Genomic DNA, 19,056 nt, shown 5'->3' on the forward strand with positions numbered 1-19,056 from the left:
AACGGGGCTATCCAGGAGGGCTCCGACGCCGTGATCACACCAGCCACGGCAAGATCATCTCACCCATGAACAGCAGTTACGGGACAACGCTTAGCGCCCTCCTCACCGTCCGTACGCCGTTTCGACCATCCGACCCTGGGGCGCATCGAACTCGGCTATGTGAAGTTCAGTCTCGCAGGCGTGGACGCGACCTTCGTCGTCTACCAGCCCGTCGCCGACAGCCGTCTCCTCGCCCGTCTCCGCGAGCTGGTCGAGGAGAGGATCCGACCGCAGTCGCGCATGCCCGGGGAATCAGTCGACAACACGGCAGGGCACCGAGGATGACCCCGGTCATCACGGTCCCCGCCCTCACAGCGTGCCGCCGCCGTCGACGTGCACGACCGCACCGGTGACGAAGGTGTTCCGCAGCAGGTGGAGCACCGAGAACGCGACGTCGTCGGGCTGTCCTACCCGACGCACGGGAGTGGATTGGGCGGTCTGCTCGAACAGGTCCGCGCGGGCGTCGGCGGGCAGGAAGTCCCACAGCGGGGTGTCGATCATGCCGCCCACGACCACGTTGACCCGTACCGGGGCCAGTTCGACGGCGAGGGAGCGGCCCATGCCACCGATGCCCGCGTTGGCGGCGGCGGTCGCGCTCATGTCGGCGTACGACTTGAAGCCGGCCGCCCCTGCGATCAGCACGATCGAGCCCCGGTCGGAGATCTTCCGGCCGGCGTACCGGACGCTCAGCAGCTGCCCGACGACCTTGGTGTTCAGGGCGGCGTGCACGGCGTCCAGGGAGACGTCGTAGACGGAGCCGACGGCCATGTCACCGGGGCAGACGACGAGGTGGTCGAGGGAGCCGAGGGAGTCGAAGAAGGCGCGCACGCTCTCCTCGTCGGTCACGTCGACGACACCGGTGGTGATGCCGTCGATCTCCTTGGCGGTCTGCTCCAGCTTGTCGAGGGAGCGGGAGCCGACCACGACCTGTGCACCGGCGGCCGCGGCCCGGCGGGCCACCGCCTTGCCGATGCCGGACGAGCCGCCGATCACCACGACACGGGTGCCGGACAGCGGGGATGCGGAAGAGGGAACAGCGGACACGGTTGTCTCCTGGTCACGAGCGGAGGGCTGTCGTACCGGCCGGGTCGGCTTGGCGGCCCGGCCGGAGATGACGCTGTCAGCTCGCGGAAGGGGCAGGGAGACCAGGATCGATGCTAGTGGGAACGCCACCTGGCTAGCCATGGGCGGGCACGCCACCATGGAATGACGTCGGGTTTCCCGGGCTCGGCCGGCGCCACCCCTGTTTTTCCCCGTGCGCACCCTCCTGTGCTGGGTGGAGACCGTGCCGTCCGGCGAGCCACGGCCGGCACACACGCTGAACCGATCAGAACGGTGACGCTGAAGACAGGGCAGGTCGTCCACCACCACGGCGAGTCCCTGCCCGTGTGGCACGACGTCCACAACCTCTCCGACCAGATGCTCGTCATGGTCGCCTCGAGCTACGCACGGCACCGGCGCCGGCGGAAGGAACACGTTCATCATGAGCCGACACGAGAACAGCGCGGGACAGCAGCCTCAGGGACGACCGCGGCCGACCGCCCCCGCCCTGGTCACCGGTGCCACCTCCGGGCTCGGCCGAAGCCTCGCCCGGGCACTCGCCGACCGTGGGTGGACCGTTTTGGTGCACGGCAGGGACAGGGACCGGTGTGCCGCCGTCGTCGACGAGCTGCGTACGGCGGGCGGCACGGCCCACCCGTATCTCGCGGACCTCTCCTCGCTGCGGGAGACCGCCGAGCTCGGTCGGCGGGTGGCCGCCGATCACCCCTCGCTCGGGTTGCTGGTGAACAACGCGGGCGTGGGCGCGGGGCGGGACGCGCGCCGCCGGGAGGTGAGCCGGGACGGCTACGAACTGCGGCTCGCCGTCAACTATCTGGCGCCGGTCGTCCTGACCCGTGTTCTGCGCTCCCCGCTGCGCGCGGCGGGCTCGGCTCAGGTCGTCAACATCGGATCGATCGGGCAGAGCCCGGTCGATCCGGACGACGTCCAGTTCACCCGTGGGTACGACGGCATGGAGGCGTACACGCGGAGCAAGTTCGCGCTCGCCGCGTTCACGCTCACCATCGCCGAGGAGTACGCCGTCGACGGCATCCGGGTCAACTGTGTGCATCCCGCGACCTACATGGACACCACGATGGTCACCGAGGCCGGGGTACGCCCCTGGACCTCGGTGTCCCAGGGAACCGAGGCGGTGCTGCGTGCCATCGACGAGGGCGCGCGGGGCGCGAGCGGTGAGTACTACGACGAGGGTCGCCGGGCCAGGGCGCATCGTCTCGCCTACAGCGCCGGCGTCCAGCGGCGACTCGCCGACCTCACCGACCGGCTCATCGCCCCCGTGGAAGAGGCGAACGGCACGACGTGGTGAGCGGACAGCGTCGGCGACGGCCGGAAAACAGCCTGGGCGTTGCCACGGTCCACCGGCACTTCCCCTCGCGCACCGACCTGGTCACCGCGGCGCTCGCCGAGCACGTCGCGGGGTGCCGCACGGACATGCGGGATGCCGCGCAGACATGCGGGGCGCCGCGCAGACATGCGGGGCGCCGCGCGGACATGCGGGGCGCCGCGCAGACATGCGGGCCGCCGCGCAGACATGCGGGCCGCCGCGCAGACATGCGGGCCGCCGCGCGGACATGCGGGCCGCCCTCGGCGAGCCCGACCCGTGGCGTGCGCTCAGCGGCATCGTCCGCCGCTTCGCGGAGCGCCGGCCACAGGCGGTCGTGGCAGCGGTGGCGATCTTCAGTGACGCGGTTGCCGGGATCAGCGGGTCGGGCGTTCGCGGAACGGTCACGGTGACCGTTCCACGAACGGGAGTCATGGAGCGGGAGGGCCACCTGGGCCGGAGGTGGCGGTCACCGCGGTGACCCCGGTCGGCGGCTCATGGGGTCCGCTCGTCTTCGGCGATCGCGGTGAACAGGCTGTGGGGTGCGTCGTCGCCGAACATGAGCTCGTGGAGCCGGGTGCCGTCGGTCGCGGCTTCGGTGCCGCGGGGAAACAGGGCCTGCTCGTACTCGGTGAGGGCGGCCTCGACGTCGTCGGGGTGCGCGGCGAGGGCCTTGCCGAGTTCGGCGCCGTCGTACAGGGCCAGGTTGGCGCCCTCGCCGTTCGGGGCCGAGAGGTGGGCGGCGTCGCCGACCAGGGTCACCCCGGGCACCCGGTCCCACCGGTGTCCGATCGGCAGGGCGTGGAGGGGGCGCAGGACCGGTGCGGTCTCGCTGTCGGTGATCAGCGCGGTGAGCTCGGGCGCCCACCCGTCGAACTCCTGCGCGATCCGTGCGGTGGCCACGGCAGCATCGGCGAAATCGATGGCGCCGAACCACTCCTGCGGCTCCGTGAGGGCCACGTAGGTGTGCAAGGTGCCGCCGCTCTCCCGGTGCGCCTGGATCCCCTTGCCCGGAGCGAGCGCCAACAGCGACCCGCCGCCGACCGCCTTCGCGGTGGCCGGGTGCCGGGTGTCGGCGTCGAACAGGTAGGTCTCGACGAACGACCTGCCGGTGTACTCGGGAGTGGCGTCGGAGAGCAGCGGTCGGACCCGTGACCACGCGCCGTCCGCGCCGACCAGCAAGCCGGTGACGACGGTGGTGCCGTCGGTGAAGGTCACCTCGTGGCGGCCCTCGCCGAGGGCACGGGTACCCCGGGCCTTGTGGCCCCAGCGGACGGTGCCGGCCGGGAGCGAGTCGAGCAGGATCCGGCGAAGCTCGCCGCGCATCACCTCGGGGCGTCCGCCCGTGCCGTCGTCGGGCTGGTCGAACAGGACGGTCCCGTCCCGGTCGAGGATGCGTATGGCCTCGCGGCCCTCGAGGACGAGGCTGCGGAACTCGTCCATCAGGTCCGCCGCCTCAAGGGCGAGCTGACCGTTGTAGTCGTGCACGTCGAGCATCCCGCCCTGGGCGCGGTCGGTCGGTGAGGCCTCCGCCTCGTAGACCGTGGCCGGGATGCCGTGGACGTGCAGGACGCGGGCGAGGGTCAGTCCTCCGAGCCCGGCGCCGATGATCGTGACGTCAGTGGTCATGGTGATTCCTGGTTCCTTGCGTGTCGCACGCCTGCCGGATGGGCCCGGCAGGACCACCGCCAAGGTTCCGGGCCTCCGCCGACAAGGCGCCGACAGGACCCGACAAGCAGCCGACAACGGACCGGCAGCGCCGACATGTGACCGACACCCTTCGCTCCGTGCCCCCTCGCCCCGGGGCGAAGCGCCGATCGGCCAAGGGGAGGCCGGAGGCTCGGCGGACGGTCCGACGCGGATGTCCTCGGATCCCGCGGTGACCGACGGCGGCTAGGGCGTCGGATCATGGTCAGGCGCCGTCGTGGTCCTGTCCTCGCCGTCCAGGTAAGCCAGTTGCCGGTGGACGGCGGTGGTCACCCTGCGCTCGTCGTCCGTGGCGAGGAGGTCGAGCAGTGCTCCGCGGAGGACCGCCAGCGTCAGGGTGCGGCGGGTGGCACCGTCCTCGCCGTCCCGTTCCGGCTGCGGCTGGCAGGCGGCCAGGACGTCGAGCCAGTCGTCCACCGTCGTCCTGGCGAACCCGGCCCAGGGGCCGTCGGGCTCCACGAGGGAACGGGCGTACGCCTCGGTCCACAGACGCAGCAGCGGGCGGTGCTCGTCGGCGGCGAGCCACGTCCACACCTGGTGGGCCGCCGGAACCAGGCCGACGGGGCGGTCGGACCGACGGAATCGCGCCAGGAGTTCCAGCTCGTCGGTGCGGGCCCGCTCCAGCAGCGCCCGCACGAGTCCGTCCTTGTTGCCGAACAGGAACATCAGCACCCGTGTGCTGGAGCCGATGGCCTCGGCCAGGGGGCGCAGCGACAGATCGGTCAGGCCGTGGGTGAGTGCGTACCGGTAAGCGGCCTCGAGCAGGTGGGTCCGGCGTGCGGACGGGTTTGCGGTCTTCGGGGGCATGGACCTAGCCTAAAGCGACTGACACAGTCGTGTCAGTAACGGAATGTGATGAATGACTCCGGAGAGTGTGTCATGCCGAAGGGAACCCACCAGCGGCAGGCGGTGATCCGCCGTGCCGGCCGTCCCGGCGACCTGGGCTGGGTGGTGATGGCCCACGGCGAGCTGTACGACCAGCAGTTCGGCTGGAGCACCGACTTCGAGGCCCTGGTGGCCAGGATCGTCGCCGACTACGCGGCACAGCACTCCCCGGCCACGGAGGCGGCATGGATCGCCGAGGTCGACGGCGAACGCGCGGGCTGCGTGTTCCTGGTCGCCGACGACCGACCGGGGGTGGCCAGGCTGCGCGTCCTGCTCGTCACCCCGGCCGCCCGGGGCCTCGGTCTCGGCACCCGCCTCGTCCAGGAGTCCCTGGCCTTCGCCCGCGAGGCCGGCTACCGGCGCGTGACCCTGTGGACCACCGACAACCTGGTGTCCGCCCGCAGGATCTACGAGCACTTCGGCTTCGTCCTCGCCGACGAGGAGCCCCACCACGGTTTCGGCCATGACCTCGTCGGTCAGACCTGGACCCTCGACCTCCAGGGCAGCCCCACGGAGGGATGACGCGACCGCGCCTGCGGACCACGGCCCGGGCGGATGCGGCCTGAGAGCCATCGGGCAGCGCCCGTGCCGCTCGCGGCGGTGAAAGGGACGCTCACCAGGCGACCCTGCCGACCCTGCCGACCCGGGCGACGTCATCCGGAGGGGAGACGGACGACGCCGGGTCGAGACACCGACGGCCTGCCTCAACTGCCGAAGGACCAAGGGCCGAAGCGGCCCCGCGCGATGAGAACGGCAAGCACGAGATAGACCGAGTTCAGCAGCACCAGCCCGGTCTGGCCGAGGCGGCCGTGGGTCACCATGGCGCCGACCATGAGGGCGATCCAGCAGGTGGCCGTCACCGGCACCATGACCGGTGCGATGCCGAGCGCGGCGGGCAGGATCAGGCCGACCGCGGCCAGCAGTTCGAGGACCCCGAGGGTCTTGATGAAGCCGGCGCTTGCGTCCTGCGTCCATTCCCCGCCGTGCTGCGCGGCCAGTCTCGCCTTGGGTACGAAGGTCTTGGTGATGCCGCCGGCCAGGGCGACCGCGGTCAGCAATCCGGCGGCGATCCAAAGGGTGAGGTTCATGGGCGGACTCCCCGTCGTGTGTGAAGTGAGTGGTGAGGTGAACGCTGCGTGGTCGATGCGCAGAACGGAGCGCGCGGCCGGTCGCCGGTGTTCGTCAGCAGTGCCGGTGCCCCAGGCGCCGGGACGGTGAGTCCCTGCCCCCACTCGATCCCCGCCTCGTCGATGCGTGCGCCGGTCAGGTGTCTGCCGCCTGCCCGGTGGGTGATGTGTCCAGCATCGAGGCAGGTCAGCGGCGGAACAAGGTAAAGTCCGTGGAGCTGTCCATAACATGGGGGTTATGTATGGAGCTGCGTGACATCGAGATCTTCCTGACCCTGGCGGAGGAGCTGCACTTCGGCCGCACCGCCGAACGGCTCCACGTGTCCCAGGCCCGCGTCAGCCAGGCCGTCCGCAGTCAGGAACGCCGCCTCGGCGTGGCCCTGTTCGACCGCACCAGCCGACGCGTGGCCCTGACCCCTGTCGGCCGGCGCCTGCGCGAAGACCTCCAGCAGGCCCTCGACCTGCTCCACGCCGGACTCGCCCGCGCCCGAGCGGCCGGCCCGGGCGCGGGCCGGACCCTGCGGCTGGGCGTCTTCGGTCACGCCGGACACGAGCTGCGCCCCCTCCTCGACGCATTCCGCGCCCGCTGCCCCGGCAGCGACGTCCGGTTCGGCGAGATCAACGCGAACGACGCGTTCACCGCCCTGCGCACCGGAGAGCACGACGCACACGTGCTGTGGCTGCCCGTCGCCGAACCGGACCTCACCGTCGGACCCACCGTGCTGACCGGAGGCCGCGTGCTGGCCGTGGCCGCGGACCATCCGCTCGCCGAACGCGGCACCGCCTCCCTGGAAGACCTCGCCGACAACCACGTCGTCGACCTCGGCCCCGAAGCCCCCGAGTACTGGGTCGCCTCCATGGTCCCCGCCCGCACCCCGCTCGGCCGCCGCATCCCCCGTGGGCCCACCGCGCGGACCTTCCACGAGATCCTCTCCCTGGTCGCCGCCGGACGCTGCGTCCACCCGCTGGGCGAAATCGCCGCACGCTACAACAATCCCCCGGGCATCGTCTTCCTCCCCCTCCACGACGCCCCCGCCCTCGCATGGGCACTCACCTGGCGTACCACCGCCGACAGCCCCGCCCTGCGCGCACTGGCCCAGACCGCCGCCGACCTCGGCCCCATCGCACTCTGACGGCGACACCGGGGCAACGGTCCAGGACACACCACCGACCTGGGGTGGTGCGGCCGGGAGCGGGGACGGCCCGCGGCCGACCCCGCTCCACCTGTGATCAGGCGCTGTTGCGGCGCTCGACGTAAAGACGCTTCCCCTTGGGGCCGGTCCACTCCAGCCGTACGACACCGGGGACGGCGGCGCCGTCGACGCGCTCGGAGTTGGCGTAGTAGCCGGCGGCCGGGTTGAGGAAGAACGTCGCCCACAGACCGCCGCTGTGATCCACGAAGAAGTTGTTGTGGCCGGCGCCGACACCGGCGGTCCACCGCTGTGAGTACGGACCCTCGAACGTGTCCGACACGGCGACGATCGCGTCGTACTGGTACTGCACGCGACCGGTGGCGGCCGTGTCGTAGGCCTGCCGCGTCGTACCGTCGCTGTTGACCGAGGTCCGGTCCCACGCGGCATGGACGAGGTAGTACGTGCCGCCGTACTTGAACACGTACGCGCCTTCGAGATACGGCTCGGGGGAATAGGGCTGCTGCTGGAACGTCGGAAGGCCTGTCGGCGTGACGATGTCCTCCATGTCGTCCGTGAACTTCGCGTACAGGTTGTTGTGCAGGACGAGCCACGCGTCGTCGCCCTCGGAGAAGAGCCCGCCGTCGATGTGGTGGTACGCGCCGGGCTCGATGAAACTCGGCCCCCCGATGAACGAGTCACCGAAGGGCTTTTCGAGGTTGCCCTCGGCGAGCCGGTACGGGCCCTCGACCCCGCCCTCGCTGACCAGTAGGAAGGAGCCGACCTTCTTGGCGTAGTCGCCCGTGCACGCGACGATGTACCACTTGCCGCGGAAGTAGTGCACTTCCGGCGCCCAGGCATGGCCGCGCTTGCCGTACTTGGTGTCGTACCAGTACTCCTGCCACGGAGCGACGACGGTGCGTCCGGAGCGGTTCTCGTCGACGAACTCGGGCGACCACACCTTGCCCTTCTCCGCGTCGGGCCGGATGCCGGTCGTGTCGGCCAGTCTCCACGGGCCCTTGAGCGAGGGGGCGGTCCACACGAAGATGCCGTCGTTCCACGGGGCGGCCACGGCGAGTCCGGGTACGCGTGTGGTGCCCGTGGCGACATACAGCGGACGGCCGTCGACGACGAAGCAGTTGACATAGGTGTCCCGGATCCAGACCACGCCCCGCTCCTCGTCCCGAGGGCGCAGTTCGAGCGGAAGGACGAAGGAGTTGTCGTCGCGCGGCCACAGGTCCAGCCGGGTGTCCGCCACGCCGTAGGAGCTGGGGTCGGGCCAGTTCGAGGGGTACCGCCGCGCCGACGCCGGCACGGCCTTCGCGGGATCCGCCGGCGCGGGCGCCGCCTTCGCCGGTGCGGCTTGCGCCGTGGCAGCGGGCAGCGCCGCCGTCACGCCCATGCCGGCGCCTGCTGCCAGCAGGGACCGCCGGCCGACGTGCGACCTTTTCTCGGCACTGGTCATCAGTCACTTCTCCTTCGTCGTCAGGGTGCCGGTGCCCGGCCCGCGGCCCTGAGGGATCGCGGGCAGGGCACAACCGGGGGTGGGGCCGGGGATCCGGCGTGTTTCGTCTTCCGCTCCGTCTTCCGCTCCGTCTTCCGCTCTCCCGCGCGCCGTGCCGAAGACGTCGTGTGCGGCGACGCGGAGGGGCAGGTGAACGCGGCGTCAGGTGAACGCGGCGTCAGGCGGAGCTGCGCCGGGCTCGGGCCGGACCCGAAGGACGGTTCCGGCCCGCCGGACAGCGGCTTGTGCGGCCGGGGAGCCGATCTTGTGCGGCCGGGGGGCCGATCCGCTGCGAAAGCCGCGACAGCGCGGCGGCTAAGCGTGGCGCGGCGACGTCTGCGCCGGACACGGACGTCCCGTACAGCCCGTCAGTGGGGCCATGAAGCCCGCATCGGTCGAGGAAGCCTGGACCGTGCGGCCGTTCGCGCAGAAGCCTGTCGCACCGCGTCCGACGCGGGCCGACGGGCCGTCCTGGGGTGACATGCTGCTCAGCATGCGAACGGGCGCTGATTTTCGTCAACACTCCGGATAATTAATCCCGAGCGTCCGGTATGCGGACAGGCGTGGGCGCCGATGGTTTTCGCAGGTCATCCGAAGGATCGAGGGACCGGACGGGAATTCATAAGATCATGTAACAGGGCGGTTGCTGAACGCAGCGCCGCGCGGGCGGGGCTCAGCGTGCCGCGGGGTTGCCCTGGTGGGTGATGGCGGCAACGGTCGGCGACCGGGCAGGCGTGGTCGCCGGTCGAGGACAGGTCAGCCCCGGTGACCCGGCCGGTGGCGGGAAACGGTGATGCGCCGTACGGGGTCTCCTCGGGCCGAACGCTTCCCCTCCGTGGCGGGCGGGTCGGCCGACGGGTCGCGCTCGGACGGTCGGGCATCCCACCTCCGTCACCACCATTGCCGACGGTAACTCGCCTCGCTATGTTAATGGAAAATCACATCGCTCAACGAGATCCGAAACATGACGGACATGCAAATGACGTGCGAGGCATGGCGTACAGCGCCGTCTGGCCCCTTAGGGAAGCAGGTAAGTCAATGGAGAACCTCAGCAGGCGAAAGGCTCTGTCACTCGGTGTCGCACTCGGCCTCGTGGGCCTGGCGAACCCCGCACGGGCGTGGGCGTCGACGGACTCCGTGACGGGAGCCGCCGCGGGGACCGGTCCGGAGTGGATCTGGGACGACGCGGCGGACCCTCTGATGGTTTCGATGCTCGAGAACGGACACGTGCCGACGATCAACACCGCTTGGGCGTCGTGGGTGAACAACGACGACCCGCTGCCCAGCGGCCTGCCGGCCGAATTCGCCGCATACCTGGGGCAGGTCAACCAGCTGCCCTCCTGGGCCGACCCCGCCAAGCTGGCCCGCGCGGCCGACTTCAACCGGCGCAGGGACACGTACCTCTTCATGCTGTACGGCCTCGGCAGCGGAATCATGAGCACCGTGATTCCGCGCGAGGCCAAGAGCGTCTACTGGTCCGCGGGCGGCGCCGACATGCAGGACCGCGCGGCCAAGACGTTCACGTTCGGCTACGACCTGTCCCAGCTGGGCGCCTTCGAGCCGACGGGACAGTTCGTCGTCACCGCCAACAAGACGCGCGTGGTGCACGCCGCGGTGCGTCACCTGCTGCCGCAGTCGCCGCACTGGCGGGCGGTCGCCGACGAGACCGTCCCGATCAGCGCCGCCGACATCCTGGTCACCTTCCACAGCCTGGGCACCTACGTGTACAGGAAGCTGCTCGACTGGAAGATCCCGTTCCCGGCCGCGGACCAGGAGGCGTTCCTGCACTCGTGGCAGGTCGCCATCCACCTGCTCGGTGTGCCGTACGAGCACATCCCCAAGACATGGGCGGCCGCCGAGAAGCAGTCGGCGCAGGTGCTCACCCCGATCCTCACCCCGTCGACCGAGGGCATCGCACTGGCCGAGGAACTGCTCGGCCTGACCGCGCAGATCGACCTCGGCGTCACACGCGGCTTCCTGAACGAGTTCGTGCGCTACGTCCTCAGCGACGAGGTCGGCGACTGGCTGGGACTGGAACGCGACTACGCGTCGGCGGCCCTGGTCCGCACCGCGTGGCCGGCGTTCATCCTGTTCCGTGAAGGGCTGTCGCCCATCATGCCCACCGCCTTCTACATGTTCGACCAGTTCGTGCGCGCCCTGGCCATGCTGTTCCTCAACAAGGGCTCCTCCGGTACCACCACCCCCATCACCATCCCCACCGGAAACAGGGCGGCCTGAGCCGTCGCGCCGATCTCACCTGCCCGTCCCGCGGCAGATCGGGCCGAGGGACGGGCACCAGGGTGACGTTCGCACCAGGCGCCTCACGACGCTGCGCCTCGTCGCCGCCGGGGTCCGACGGCGGTTCAGAGACCCAGAGCACCCAGGACCAGAGCGGTCACGGCGTCACGGTGGTCCTGGCCGTCCCGCCACCGCAGTCTGCGTCCGGCCTCGACCACCACGCCGAACCCCGCGTGCACCAGCACCCGGGCCTGGCGCGGGTCCAGCTCCGGACGGGCCAGCCGCAGCTGCTGCTCCCAGACGGCGATGTGTTCACGCTGTGCGAGGACCAGGGACCGCCGCAGGTCGGCCGGCAAGCCGGCCAGCTCGGCTTCGGCGACGCTGTTGAGCGCGGTGTACTCGAAGCTGTAGGCCACGTACGTCGCCGCCAGCGCGACGATGGCGTCGCGCGGGCCGGTCACCTCGTGAAGACTCTGCTCCACTCCCCGGGCCAGGAGTCCCGCCGCCTGAAGACACGCCGCCGCCAGGATGTCGACCTTGCCGGGATAATGCCGGTAGAGCGCGGACGGGGCCAGTCCCACCGCCTCCGCGATCTGTCCGTTCGTGACGCTGGCGAACCCGTCCCGTGCGAACAGCGGGATGGCGGCCGCGAGGATCTCCGCGCGTCGCGTCCGCGGCACCGACTGGGCGGGCAGTTCGACGGGGCGTGCGCCCCTGAGGGCGGCCGCGGGATCGGTCGCGGCCACGCGCAGCGCGGACGCCGACAGCAGCTCTTCGGCCCGGCGTTGGGCGATGGAGGTGTGGTGCATCGTGATGGACCCGATCGCGCCGAGGGCCGCCACGGCCCGCAGGCGCTCGTCGGGCAGTGCGTACTCGCGCTGCACCGCCTCGTCGACCCGCCGGACGACGTACCCGAACTTCGCCCCGAGATGCCGGCGGTCCTCACGGTTGAGGTACCGCGCCTCCCATCGGTACACGCCGCCCGACGCGCGATGTGCGACGGTGACCCGGGTGACGGCGGTGAGCACGTCCGTCAGGGCCGCCCCGGGCGGCACCTCGTCGAGCGCGGCGACCAGTCGGTCCGCCATGACGTCGGCGCACTCGGCGAACAGCGCGTACTTGTTCGGGAAGTGCCGGTACAGGGCCGCCGCGGTGATCCCCACGCCGGCGGCGATCTTCTCCATGGATGCCGTGTGGTAGCCGCGCTCGCTGAAGATTCGGCCGGCCGCCTCGACGATGAGCTGCTTGCGGTTGCGGGGCCGAGTGGCCGCGGTCGGTTCGGCGGTCACGGCCGAACGGGCGGATGCGGAGACGGGGCCATGCGGATCAGTCAATCACACGTGGCTCGAAGGTGTCGGCGCCTTCACCGGCACGGGCCACGCCCGGCCGGCCGGTGCCCCCCGGAGCCAGGACCGATTGTCAGTGGTGGGTGAGACGGTAGGAGCATCGAGTCCGAACGAGGGGGAGCCGTCATGTCCGGGAAGCAGAACTACATCAATCACGTCGCTCTTGTGCTGGACGCCAGTTCGTCCATGTCCCACCTGAGCCGCAAGGTCGTCGAGGTCGCCGACCAGCAGATCGCCTACCTCGCCCGCCGGTCGAGGGAACTGGACCAGGAGACCCGCGTCACCGTGTACGCCTTCGCGGACGAGGTGGAGTGCGTCATCTACGACAAGGACGTGCTGCGGATGCCGTCGCTGAAGCAGCTCTACCGGGTCGGCGGTATGACGGCTCTGCTGGCGGCCGCGCTGAAGTCGCAGCGGGAGCTGGCACAGACCGCTCAGCTGTACGGCGACCACAGCTTCCTGACGTTCGTCCTGACCGACGGGCAGGAGAACGCGAGTCATCGCTGCCCGGACGCCCCTTCCAGGAATGCGCGTGAACTGGTCGAGGCCGTGTCCCGGATGATCGAGACGCAGGAGGCCAACTGGACGCTGGCGGTCCTCGTGCCGGACCAGATGGGCAAGCGCGAGGCCATGCAGTGCGGGTTCCCGAAGGACAACATCGCCATCTGGGACGCCACGAGCACACAGGGCCTGGAGGAGGCCGGGCAGGTCATCCAGCAGGCCACCGAGAAGTTCATGGTGGGCCGCACCCAGGGGATCCGGGGTTCGCGGGCGGTGTTCTCCACCGGTGCGGAGGCGGTCAACAAGGACACCATCAAGGCGGCCGGCCTCGCCCCGGTGGATCCGTCGGCGTACCAGCTGATCCAGGTGGGCCGGGACGCGGGGATCCGGGACTGGGTCGTCGAGAGCGGGCACACCTACCGCACCGGCGGCGCGTTCTACCAGCTGAGCAAGTCGGAGAAGATCCAGGCGCGGAAGCGGATCGCGGTGCTGGAGAAGAAGACGGACCGGGTGTACACGGGGCCCGAGGCCCGAGCCCTGCTCGGTCTGCCGGACGTGGAAGTCCGCGTCAAGCCGAACCACAACGACGACTTCACGATCTTCGTGCAGAGCACCAGCGTGAACCGGAAGCTCGTACCGAACACGCGGCTGCTGCTGATGCTCTGACGGTTCGTCAGATCGGGAGTCACGTCAGGGGGCTGCGGTGCCGTACACCTCGAAGCTCCACTGTCCTGCCTGGACGCCTGCGGCGGGGAGACCGCGACGGCCCTCGTCACCCTCATGGCCGGCACCACCCCCGAACGGGCCCGCCTCGCCCTCGCACACGGCGGCGGACGGTCCATCGCGGCGCTGGCCCACGTGATGCGGGACGCGAGCGGGTGACCCGTACTGCGGTCAGGACCTGGGGACGGGAGCCGCGCCGACCCAGCGGTGGTAGGCGTCCATGTCGACGTTGCCGCCGCACACGATGGTGACGACGTGTCGGCCGGCGAAGCGGTCACGGTCTTCGAGGAGTGCCGCGATGCCGAGCGCGGCCGACGGTTCGACGACGAGGCCGGCGTGGTCGAGGAGCAGCCTCATACCGGCGGTGATCGACGCCTCCCGGACCAGGACGGCGTCGTCCGCGACCAGGAGGAGGTCGTCCAGGACGGCCGGGATGGGACACCGGCCGGCGACGCCGTCGGCGATGGTATCGGTGGAGTCGGTGGTGACGACACACCGCCTGCGCCACGAGTGTGTCATCGCCGGTGCGCCCAGCGGCTGGACGCAGATCACCTCGACGTCGGGTGCCCGTGCCTTCATCACGTGCCCCACGCCGGTGGCCAGCGCCCCGCCACCGAGAGCGATCAGGACGGTGTCGAAGGACGGCGCGGCGTCCGCCAGTTCCAGGCCGATGGTCGCCGCGCCCTCACAGGTCTCGATGTCCAGGCTGTCTTCGACCAGCCGGATGCCGTCGTACCGCGCGATGGCCGCCGCCCGCTCGCGAGCCGTCTCGTGGTCGCCGTCCACCAGTTCCAGAGCGGCGCCCAACGCGCGGATGCGATCAAGCTTGGCCGCAGTCGCGAAACGGGATGCCACGACGGTCACGTCGAGCCCCCGGCCGCGGCCGGACCACGCGAGGGCCTGGCCGAGGTTGCCCGCGCTGGCGCACACCACGGCCGGCGAGCCGTTGTCGGCGAGCAGGCTCGCGACCACCTCGGTGCCGCGGGCCTTGAAGCTGCGGACCGGGTTCGCCGTTTCGAGCTTGATGCTCACCGCGCACCCGAGCTCGGGCTCCAGCGCCTCGCAGCGGTACAGCGGAGTGTCGAGGAAAACCGGGTCGATCACCCGGCGGGCCGCCCGGATCCGGGCGGTGTCGAGGCGTGTCTCCTGCACGACACGGCAGCGTAGTGCCCGCCGGTGCCGTTCCGCCGGGCAATCGTCGATCGCCGCCGGTCCGTCGATGCGGATCAGGAGACCTGCCGGTCACCGTCGGCCGCGGACGACGTCCGGGGCGATCTCCTCGCGGAACCCGTCGTCGACCGCTGCCGCGGCGCTGACGGAAGCGGCCGCCGGGGCGGTGCCGCAGAACGCCGCCTCCAGCGTCGCGCCCAGCGTGGTGTTCACGGTCCCGTTGTTGGAGGTGTTGGCCATGGAGGTCATGGTGCGGCTGCCGTCGGCGGCACCGAACGCCCAGGTGTAGTAACCCTGCACGGTGCCGGTGTGCCCGTAGACCGTCACACCGCAGGAGAGCTTCCTGGCGCGCAGACCCAGACCGTAGGACTGGCTGCCGTCCGCGTTGACCGGGACCATGGTGGTCATCTGCCGCAGGGCGCTCTCCGGGAGCAGGGCGCCGGAGAGCAGGGCGCTGAAGAACGTGTCGAGGTCCTCCGCGTTGGAGATGATCGCGCCGGCGGACTGCGCCCAGGAGACCGTCTGCTCCGTGGAGTCCACCAGGGGAAGCGTGGTGTCGTCCGGTCGCAGATAGCCGCGTGAGGCGGACCCGGTGATGCCGGTCAGGGGGTGCACGTAGGAGGTGTTGCCGAGCTTGAGCGGCTCGAAGATGCGCTGCCGGTACTGCTCGGCGACCGGCTTCCCGGTGAGGTGCTCGATGATCTGGCCGATCACCACGAAGTTGGTGTTGGAGTAGCTGTAGCCGGATCCGGGCGTGATGGTCAGCGGGTGCGCCGTGGACTTGTCGATCAGTTCCTGGAAGCTGAACGTCTTGTTCCGCACCGCTTCGAAGCCCGGAACGGTGTAGTAGAACATGTCGTTGGTGTAGTCGTAGAGCCCGCTGCGGTGGCTGAGCAGGTGCCGCACGGTGATGGAGCTGCTCGGCAGGGGTGTGGGCAGGTACGTGTTGGCGGGCGCGTCCAGATCGACGAGGCCCTCGGAGACCAGCTGCATCAGGACGACCGTGCTGAAGGTCTTGGTGACGCTGCCGATCCGGAACCGTCGACCGGTGTCCATCCTGGCCCCCGTGGCGGTGTCGGCCTTGCCGCTCGCGACGCCGTAGTAGGTGGCCTGGTCGTCGATGAGGGTCAGCGCGCCCGGTGCGCCCTGCGCCATGGCCTGTCGCTGCACGGTGCGGATGGCCTCGATGTTCGGCGCCGGCAGATCCGCGGCCTGTGCGGGGGTCGCGAGGGTGGCGAGCGTGAGGCCCGCGACGACGACGCCGATTGCTCGAATGCGCATACGAGATCTTCTCTGGGAGGGGTCGGTGGGTGCCGACCGACGCTGGAGGGGTTCCGGTCCTGCTCGTCGTTCCGGTGGCAGTGGCGTGGCGATGGCGGGGCGGTGGCAGGGCTGATTCGGTGGTCCGTGCTCAACCCGCCGGACCTTGATCGGCATGACGGATCACCGACACCTTAACGACCTTGGGCGTCGGCTGTGTTGAGCCTTGGAACTTCCCATGGGCGCTTTCCGGCCAGTCGGACACGCAGGAAGGCGGCGAACGCCAGCAAGTCGTACTGGGCGGTGTCCAGATGGGCTGCGGCTTTGGGGAACTCGGCTTCCAGAGCGTCCAGGACGGGCCGCATCCGTGCCCGGACCGATCAACTGGGCGTCCGGTCCCGTCGAGCACCCGGAGTTCGAGGTGCTCGACGGCTGCACCCGCTCGCCTTGCCGACGGCGCCCACCTCTCCACCACGCCTGGTCGCCGAGCGCGCCGACGGCGCACCCGGGGACGGGGCGGCCGGGAAGCAGTCACCAACCCGCCACCCCCAGCGCCCCGGACCACCGCACAGAGGCGTACACGCGCCCATTTCGCTTGCGGAAGCGGCCATTCACCCCTCAGTCGAGTATCCCAGCTCTTACCGTGAACGAGTGTCTTCAGCACCTACGCCCTTACCTGAAGGGCCCCCGCGCCCTGGCCGTCGACAGCTGTGGCGTGCGCGGTGGGCCGACCGGCATGCTCTACCGCGGTTCGGCTACTGGCCGACGCTGTCCTGACAGGCGCTAACCTGATCAACGCCGGCATGACCGGCGTCGATCTGAGGGGAGCCGCCATGGGCTTCCCCGGCGGATCGATCTGGGACAAGGAAACCCGGTGGCCGCTCCGCTGGGCAACGCTGGTCAGCATGGTGTCCAAGCAAGTCGGACCCGGCACATATCAAGTGCGTGGCGGTGGCGGCCGCAGAACGCCGTACAGAGCCTGAGACCTCCGCTCGCCGTTGCCGCCGACGGCTCAGCGAGCGTCGGCCCATGTGCGCTGCGCCCAGTCCGCGAAACGGGTCCAGGGGATGTCCGGGTGGGCATGGTGGAGGGCGGGGATGTCGACGCGGTAGCCGGGCCCGTTGAGGAACGTCCACATGGCGTGCATGTCGGGGTTGCCGATCGCCGCCAGCGGTACCCGTTCGTGGCGGACCTCCCGCCCCAGCGCCGCGCTGAACGAGTCCGCCATCTGCGTGGGTGTGGGGGCGTCACTGGCCAGTTCGATGCGCTGCCCGACGTAGGAGGCGGGGGCGACCAGGACCTCCGCGGCGAAAGCGCCGAGGTCCCGGCGGGCGAGCTGCTGGAGTGGACGGTCGGGGGGCAGCGGCAGGTCGAGGTGGCCGCTGACGATGCGTTCCGCTCCGCCCATGGCGTTGTCGAAGAAGTAGGTCGGCCCCAGGATCGTGTACGGCACGTCGCCGTCGGCCAGTTCCCGCTCGATGCGCGCCTTGCTGTCGAAGTGCGGTACTCCGCTGTCCTGGTCGGCCCCGGCGACGGAGCTGAACACGAGGTGCGGGACGTGCTCCTGCGCCGCGGCGGAGAGGATCGCCCGCCCTTGGGCGACCTCCGCCTCCGTACCGGCTTCGAAGGGAGTGGTGAACGCGAACACACTCGCCACCCCGCTCATCGCCGCGGCGAGCGACGCATGGTCGCTCAGCGATCCGGCCCGCACGTCGACGCCCTGCTCGGCCAGTTCCCGCGCGGCTTTCCGGTCCGGGTCGCGGACCAGCGCCCGGACCGGGGCTCGGCGGCCCAGCAGCGCGTCCGTCACGGCCCTGCCCTGTCCGCCGGTCGCGGCGAGCACCAGAATCGGCTCGTCAGCCATCGAACGACTCCCCTCACACGTACGAAGACGAGCCTCCGACAGGCCCGACCGCCATCATCGGCCCCTGGCTCCGCGGACCACATCACGGCGCGCCTGGAGGAGCCGCAATGGGCGCTGTCAGGCTTGCACAGTGCGCGCACGGTCATGCCGTCCGTACGTTCTGTACGGGACCTGCGGCAGGGGCAGCGTCAGGCTGTCGCCCGCAGGTGTTCTCGTGCCCACGCCTCGAAGGTGGTGAGGGAGAGGCCGAGGTCTCGCGCGAACTCCGGGCGGGCGGGCTGGGCGTGCTCGTTGAGGTGAGCCTGTGCGAAGCCCATGTCGGGCATCCCGGCAGCGGTCGCCCGCTCCTCGGTCATGTCGGGCGCGGTCAGCTCGGTGTCCAGGTGGCGGGAGAGGACTTCGGCGATGTCCGTCATCGTCAGGAAGTCGCTCGCCAGCTCCAGTTCGACACGGTGGAACCGCTCGGGCGCGGCGACGGCCGCGGCGGCCGCCCTGCCGATGTCCTCGACCGCGACGAGGGACAGCCGGGTCGGGGGCTTCAGCAGGCTCACCAGTCCGCCCTCGACACCGCGGGGGAACATGATGGCCTCCGAGGGGTGGAAGTTCTCCATGAAGAAGCCCGGTTTGATGAGCGTCCACTGCGCGAAGCCCGCCTCCCGCACCCGGTCCTGGATGCCGGCCTTCGCGGTGTAGTAGGGCTCCATCCAGGCCCAGGGACCCTTGACCCATCGGGTGTGCTGCCCGGCTCCGGAGACGGAGGTGTGCACGAACTGCGGTACTCCGGCGGCCCGCGCCCCCTCGATCAGATGGACGGCCTGGGCGACCTCGCCGTCGAAGCCGCGTCCGGCCATGTCGGGCATCTGGACCGAGAACACGGCGCGGGCGCCCTCGGCGGCCGCGGTCACGGAGTCGCGGTCGTCGAGGTCGCCGGTGACCAGTTCGGCGCCGAGCGCCCGGACTGCTTTCGCCCGGCCGGTGGCGGGGTCGCGGACGAGTGCCCGGACGCGCACGCCCTGCGCGAGCAGGGCGCGGGCGGTGGCACCGCCCTGCCTGCCGGTCGCGCCGGTGACCAGGACCGGTGCGGATTCTGTGGTCATAGGGGTTCCTCACGTGGTGGCACGGCACTAAATGGCGGGGCCCGCCGTTTACGTTCGGGTACGATACGGAGGGCCCCGCCACTTA

17 protein-coding genes are annotated in these 19,056 nt (G+C 70.7%); 7 read left to right on the forward strand and 10 right to left on the reverse strand.

What is annotated here, in order from left to right:
- Positions 1–180 precede the first annotated feature (180 nt).
- Positions 181–324 carry a hypothetical protein gene (locus ACFYWQ_RS35475; RefSeq protein WP_389522409.1) on the forward strand — a complete coding sequence of 48 codons (144 nt, stop codon included), beginning with the start codon at positions 181–183 and terminating at the stop codon, positions 322–324.
- 24 nt (positions 325–348) lie between these two features.
- Here ACFYWQ_RS35475 and ACFYWQ_RS35480 read toward each other — a convergent pair whose 3' ends face one another.
- Positions 349–1,083, reverse strand: a complete 735-nt coding sequence (locus ACFYWQ_RS35480) for an SDR family oxidoreductase (RefSeq protein WP_389522410.1) — start codon at positions 1,081–1,083, stop codon at positions 349–351.
- 439 nt (positions 1,084–1,522) lie between these two features.
- Between ACFYWQ_RS35480 and ACFYWQ_RS35485 the strand changes: the two genes are divergently transcribed.
- Complete coding sequence (locus ACFYWQ_RS35485; RefSeq protein ID WP_389522411.1) at positions 1,523–2,404, forward strand: SDR family NAD(P)-dependent oxidoreductase; 882 nt, start codon at positions 1,523–1,525, stop codon at positions 2,402–2,404.
- Between the two features lie 510 nt (positions 2,405–2,914).
- Here ACFYWQ_RS35485 and ACFYWQ_RS35490 read toward each other — a convergent pair.
- Complete coding sequence (locus ACFYWQ_RS35490) at positions 2,915–4,048, reverse strand: FAD-dependent oxidoreductase (protein WP_389522413.1); 1,134 nt, start codon at positions 4,046–4,048, stop codon at positions 2,915–2,917.
- Between the two features lie 264 nt (positions 4,049–4,312).
- Entirely contained in the window at positions 4,313–4,933 is a 621-nt protein-coding gene (locus ACFYWQ_RS35495) for a TetR/AcrR family transcriptional regulator (RefSeq protein ID WP_389522415.1), read from the reverse strand.
- A gap of 72 nt (positions 4,934–5,005) precedes the next feature.
- On the opposite strand from ACFYWQ_RS35495, the gene ACFYWQ_RS35500 reads away from it, so the two are divergent.
- Positions 5,006–5,533, forward strand: a complete 528-nt coding sequence (locus ACFYWQ_RS35500; protein WP_389522417.1) for a GNAT family N-acetyltransferase — start codon at positions 5,006–5,008, stop codon at positions 5,531–5,533.
- A gap of 182 nt (positions 5,534–5,715) precedes the next feature.
- Here ACFYWQ_RS35500 and ACFYWQ_RS35505 read toward each other — a convergent pair whose 3' ends face one another.
- Complete coding sequence (locus ACFYWQ_RS35505; RefSeq protein WP_389522419.1) at positions 5,716–6,099, reverse strand: DoxX family protein; 384 nt, start codon at positions 6,097–6,099, stop codon at positions 5,716–5,718.
- 281 nt (positions 6,100–6,380) lie between these two features.
- Here ACFYWQ_RS35505 and ACFYWQ_RS35510 point away from each other — a divergent pair, with 281 nt between their 5' ends.
- Positions 6,381–7,271: a LysR family transcriptional regulator gene (locus ACFYWQ_RS35510; protein WP_389522420.1), complete on the forward strand. Its 891-nt coding sequence runs from the start codon at positions 6,381–6,383 to the stop codon at positions 7,269–7,271.
- 97 nt (positions 7,272–7,368) lie between these two features.
- Here the strand turns inward: ACFYWQ_RS35510 and ACFYWQ_RS35515 are convergent, their stop codons facing one another.
- Positions 7,369–8,733: a family 43 glycosylhydrolase gene (locus ACFYWQ_RS35515; RefSeq protein WP_389522422.1), complete on the reverse strand. Its 1,365-nt coding sequence runs from the start codon at positions 8,731–8,733 to the stop codon at positions 7,369–7,371.
- A gap of 1,077 nt (positions 8,734–9,810) precedes the next feature.
- On the opposite strand from ACFYWQ_RS35515, the gene ACFYWQ_RS35520 reads away from it, so the two are divergent.
- On the forward strand, positions 9,811–11,010 hold the full coding sequence (locus ACFYWQ_RS35520; RefSeq protein WP_389522423.1) for an oxygenase MpaB family protein: 1,200 nt from the start codon (positions 9,811–9,813) through the stop codon (positions 11,008–11,010).
- Between the two features lie 125 nt (positions 11,011–11,135).
- Here the strand turns inward: ACFYWQ_RS35520 and ACFYWQ_RS35525 are convergent, their stop codons facing one another.
- Positions 11,136–12,299 carry a TetR/AcrR family transcriptional regulator gene (locus ACFYWQ_RS35525; RefSeq protein ID WP_389522425.1) on the reverse strand — a complete coding sequence of 388 codons (1,164 nt, stop codon included), beginning with the start codon at positions 12,297–12,299 and terminating at the stop codon, positions 11,136–11,138.
- Between the two features lie 183 nt (positions 12,300–12,482).
- Here ACFYWQ_RS35525 and ACFYWQ_RS35530 point away from each other — a divergent pair, with 183 nt between their 5' ends.
- The gene (locus ACFYWQ_RS35530) at positions 12,483–13,523 is read left to right on the forward strand and encodes a vWA domain-containing protein (protein ID WP_389522427.1); all 1,041 of its coding nucleotides are present in this window, start codon (positions 12,483–12,485) and stop codon (positions 13,521–13,523) included.
- Between the two features lie 228 nt (positions 13,524–13,751).
- On the opposite strand, the gene ACFYWQ_RS35535 is transcribed toward ACFYWQ_RS35530, so the two are convergent.
- The gene (locus ACFYWQ_RS35535) at positions 13,752–14,732 is read right to left on the reverse strand and encodes a threonine/serine dehydratase (RefSeq protein WP_389522428.1); all 981 of its coding nucleotides are present in this window, start codon (positions 14,730–14,732) and stop codon (positions 13,752–13,754) included.
- A gap of 90 nt (positions 14,733–14,822) precedes the next feature.
- Positions 14,823–16,031, reverse strand: coding sequence for a serine hydrolase domain-containing protein (locus ACFYWQ_RS35540; RefSeq protein ID WP_389522430.1), 1,209 nt, complete (start codon positions 16,029–16,031; stop codon positions 14,823–14,825).
- 701 nt (positions 16,032–16,732) lie between these two features.
- On the opposite strand from ACFYWQ_RS35540, the gene ACFYWQ_RS35545 reads away from it, so the two are divergent.
- The gene (locus tag ACFYWQ_RS35545) at positions 16,733–16,993 is read left to right on the forward strand and encodes a pentapeptide repeat-containing protein (RefSeq protein WP_389522432.1); all 261 of its coding nucleotides are present in this window, start codon (positions 16,733–16,735) and stop codon (positions 16,991–16,993) included.
- A gap of 29 nt (positions 16,994–17,022) precedes the next feature.
- On the opposite strand, the gene ACFYWQ_RS35550 is transcribed toward ACFYWQ_RS35545, so the two are convergent.
- Both ACFYWQ_RS35550 and ACFYWQ_RS35555 read right to left on the reverse strand, forming a co-directional pair.
- Positions 17,023–17,874 carry an NmrA/HSCARG family protein gene (locus ACFYWQ_RS35550; RefSeq protein WP_389522434.1) on the reverse strand — a complete coding sequence of 284 codons (852 nt, stop codon included), beginning with the start codon at positions 17,872–17,874 and terminating at the stop codon, positions 17,023–17,025.
- Positions 17,875–18,062: 188 nt separating this feature from the next.
- Positions 18,063–18,971 (reverse strand): NmrA/HSCARG family protein, encoded by a 909-nt coding sequence (locus tag ACFYWQ_RS35555; protein ID WP_389522436.1) that lies wholly within the window; start codon positions 18,969–18,971, stop codon positions 18,063–18,065.
- Positions 18,972–19,056 lie beyond the last annotated feature (85 nt).

Origin of the sequence: Streptomyces sp. NPDC003247, assembly GCF_042888135.1 — a bacterium.
GTDB lineage: Bacteria > Actinomycetota > Actinomycetes > Streptomycetales > Streptomycetaceae > Streptomyces.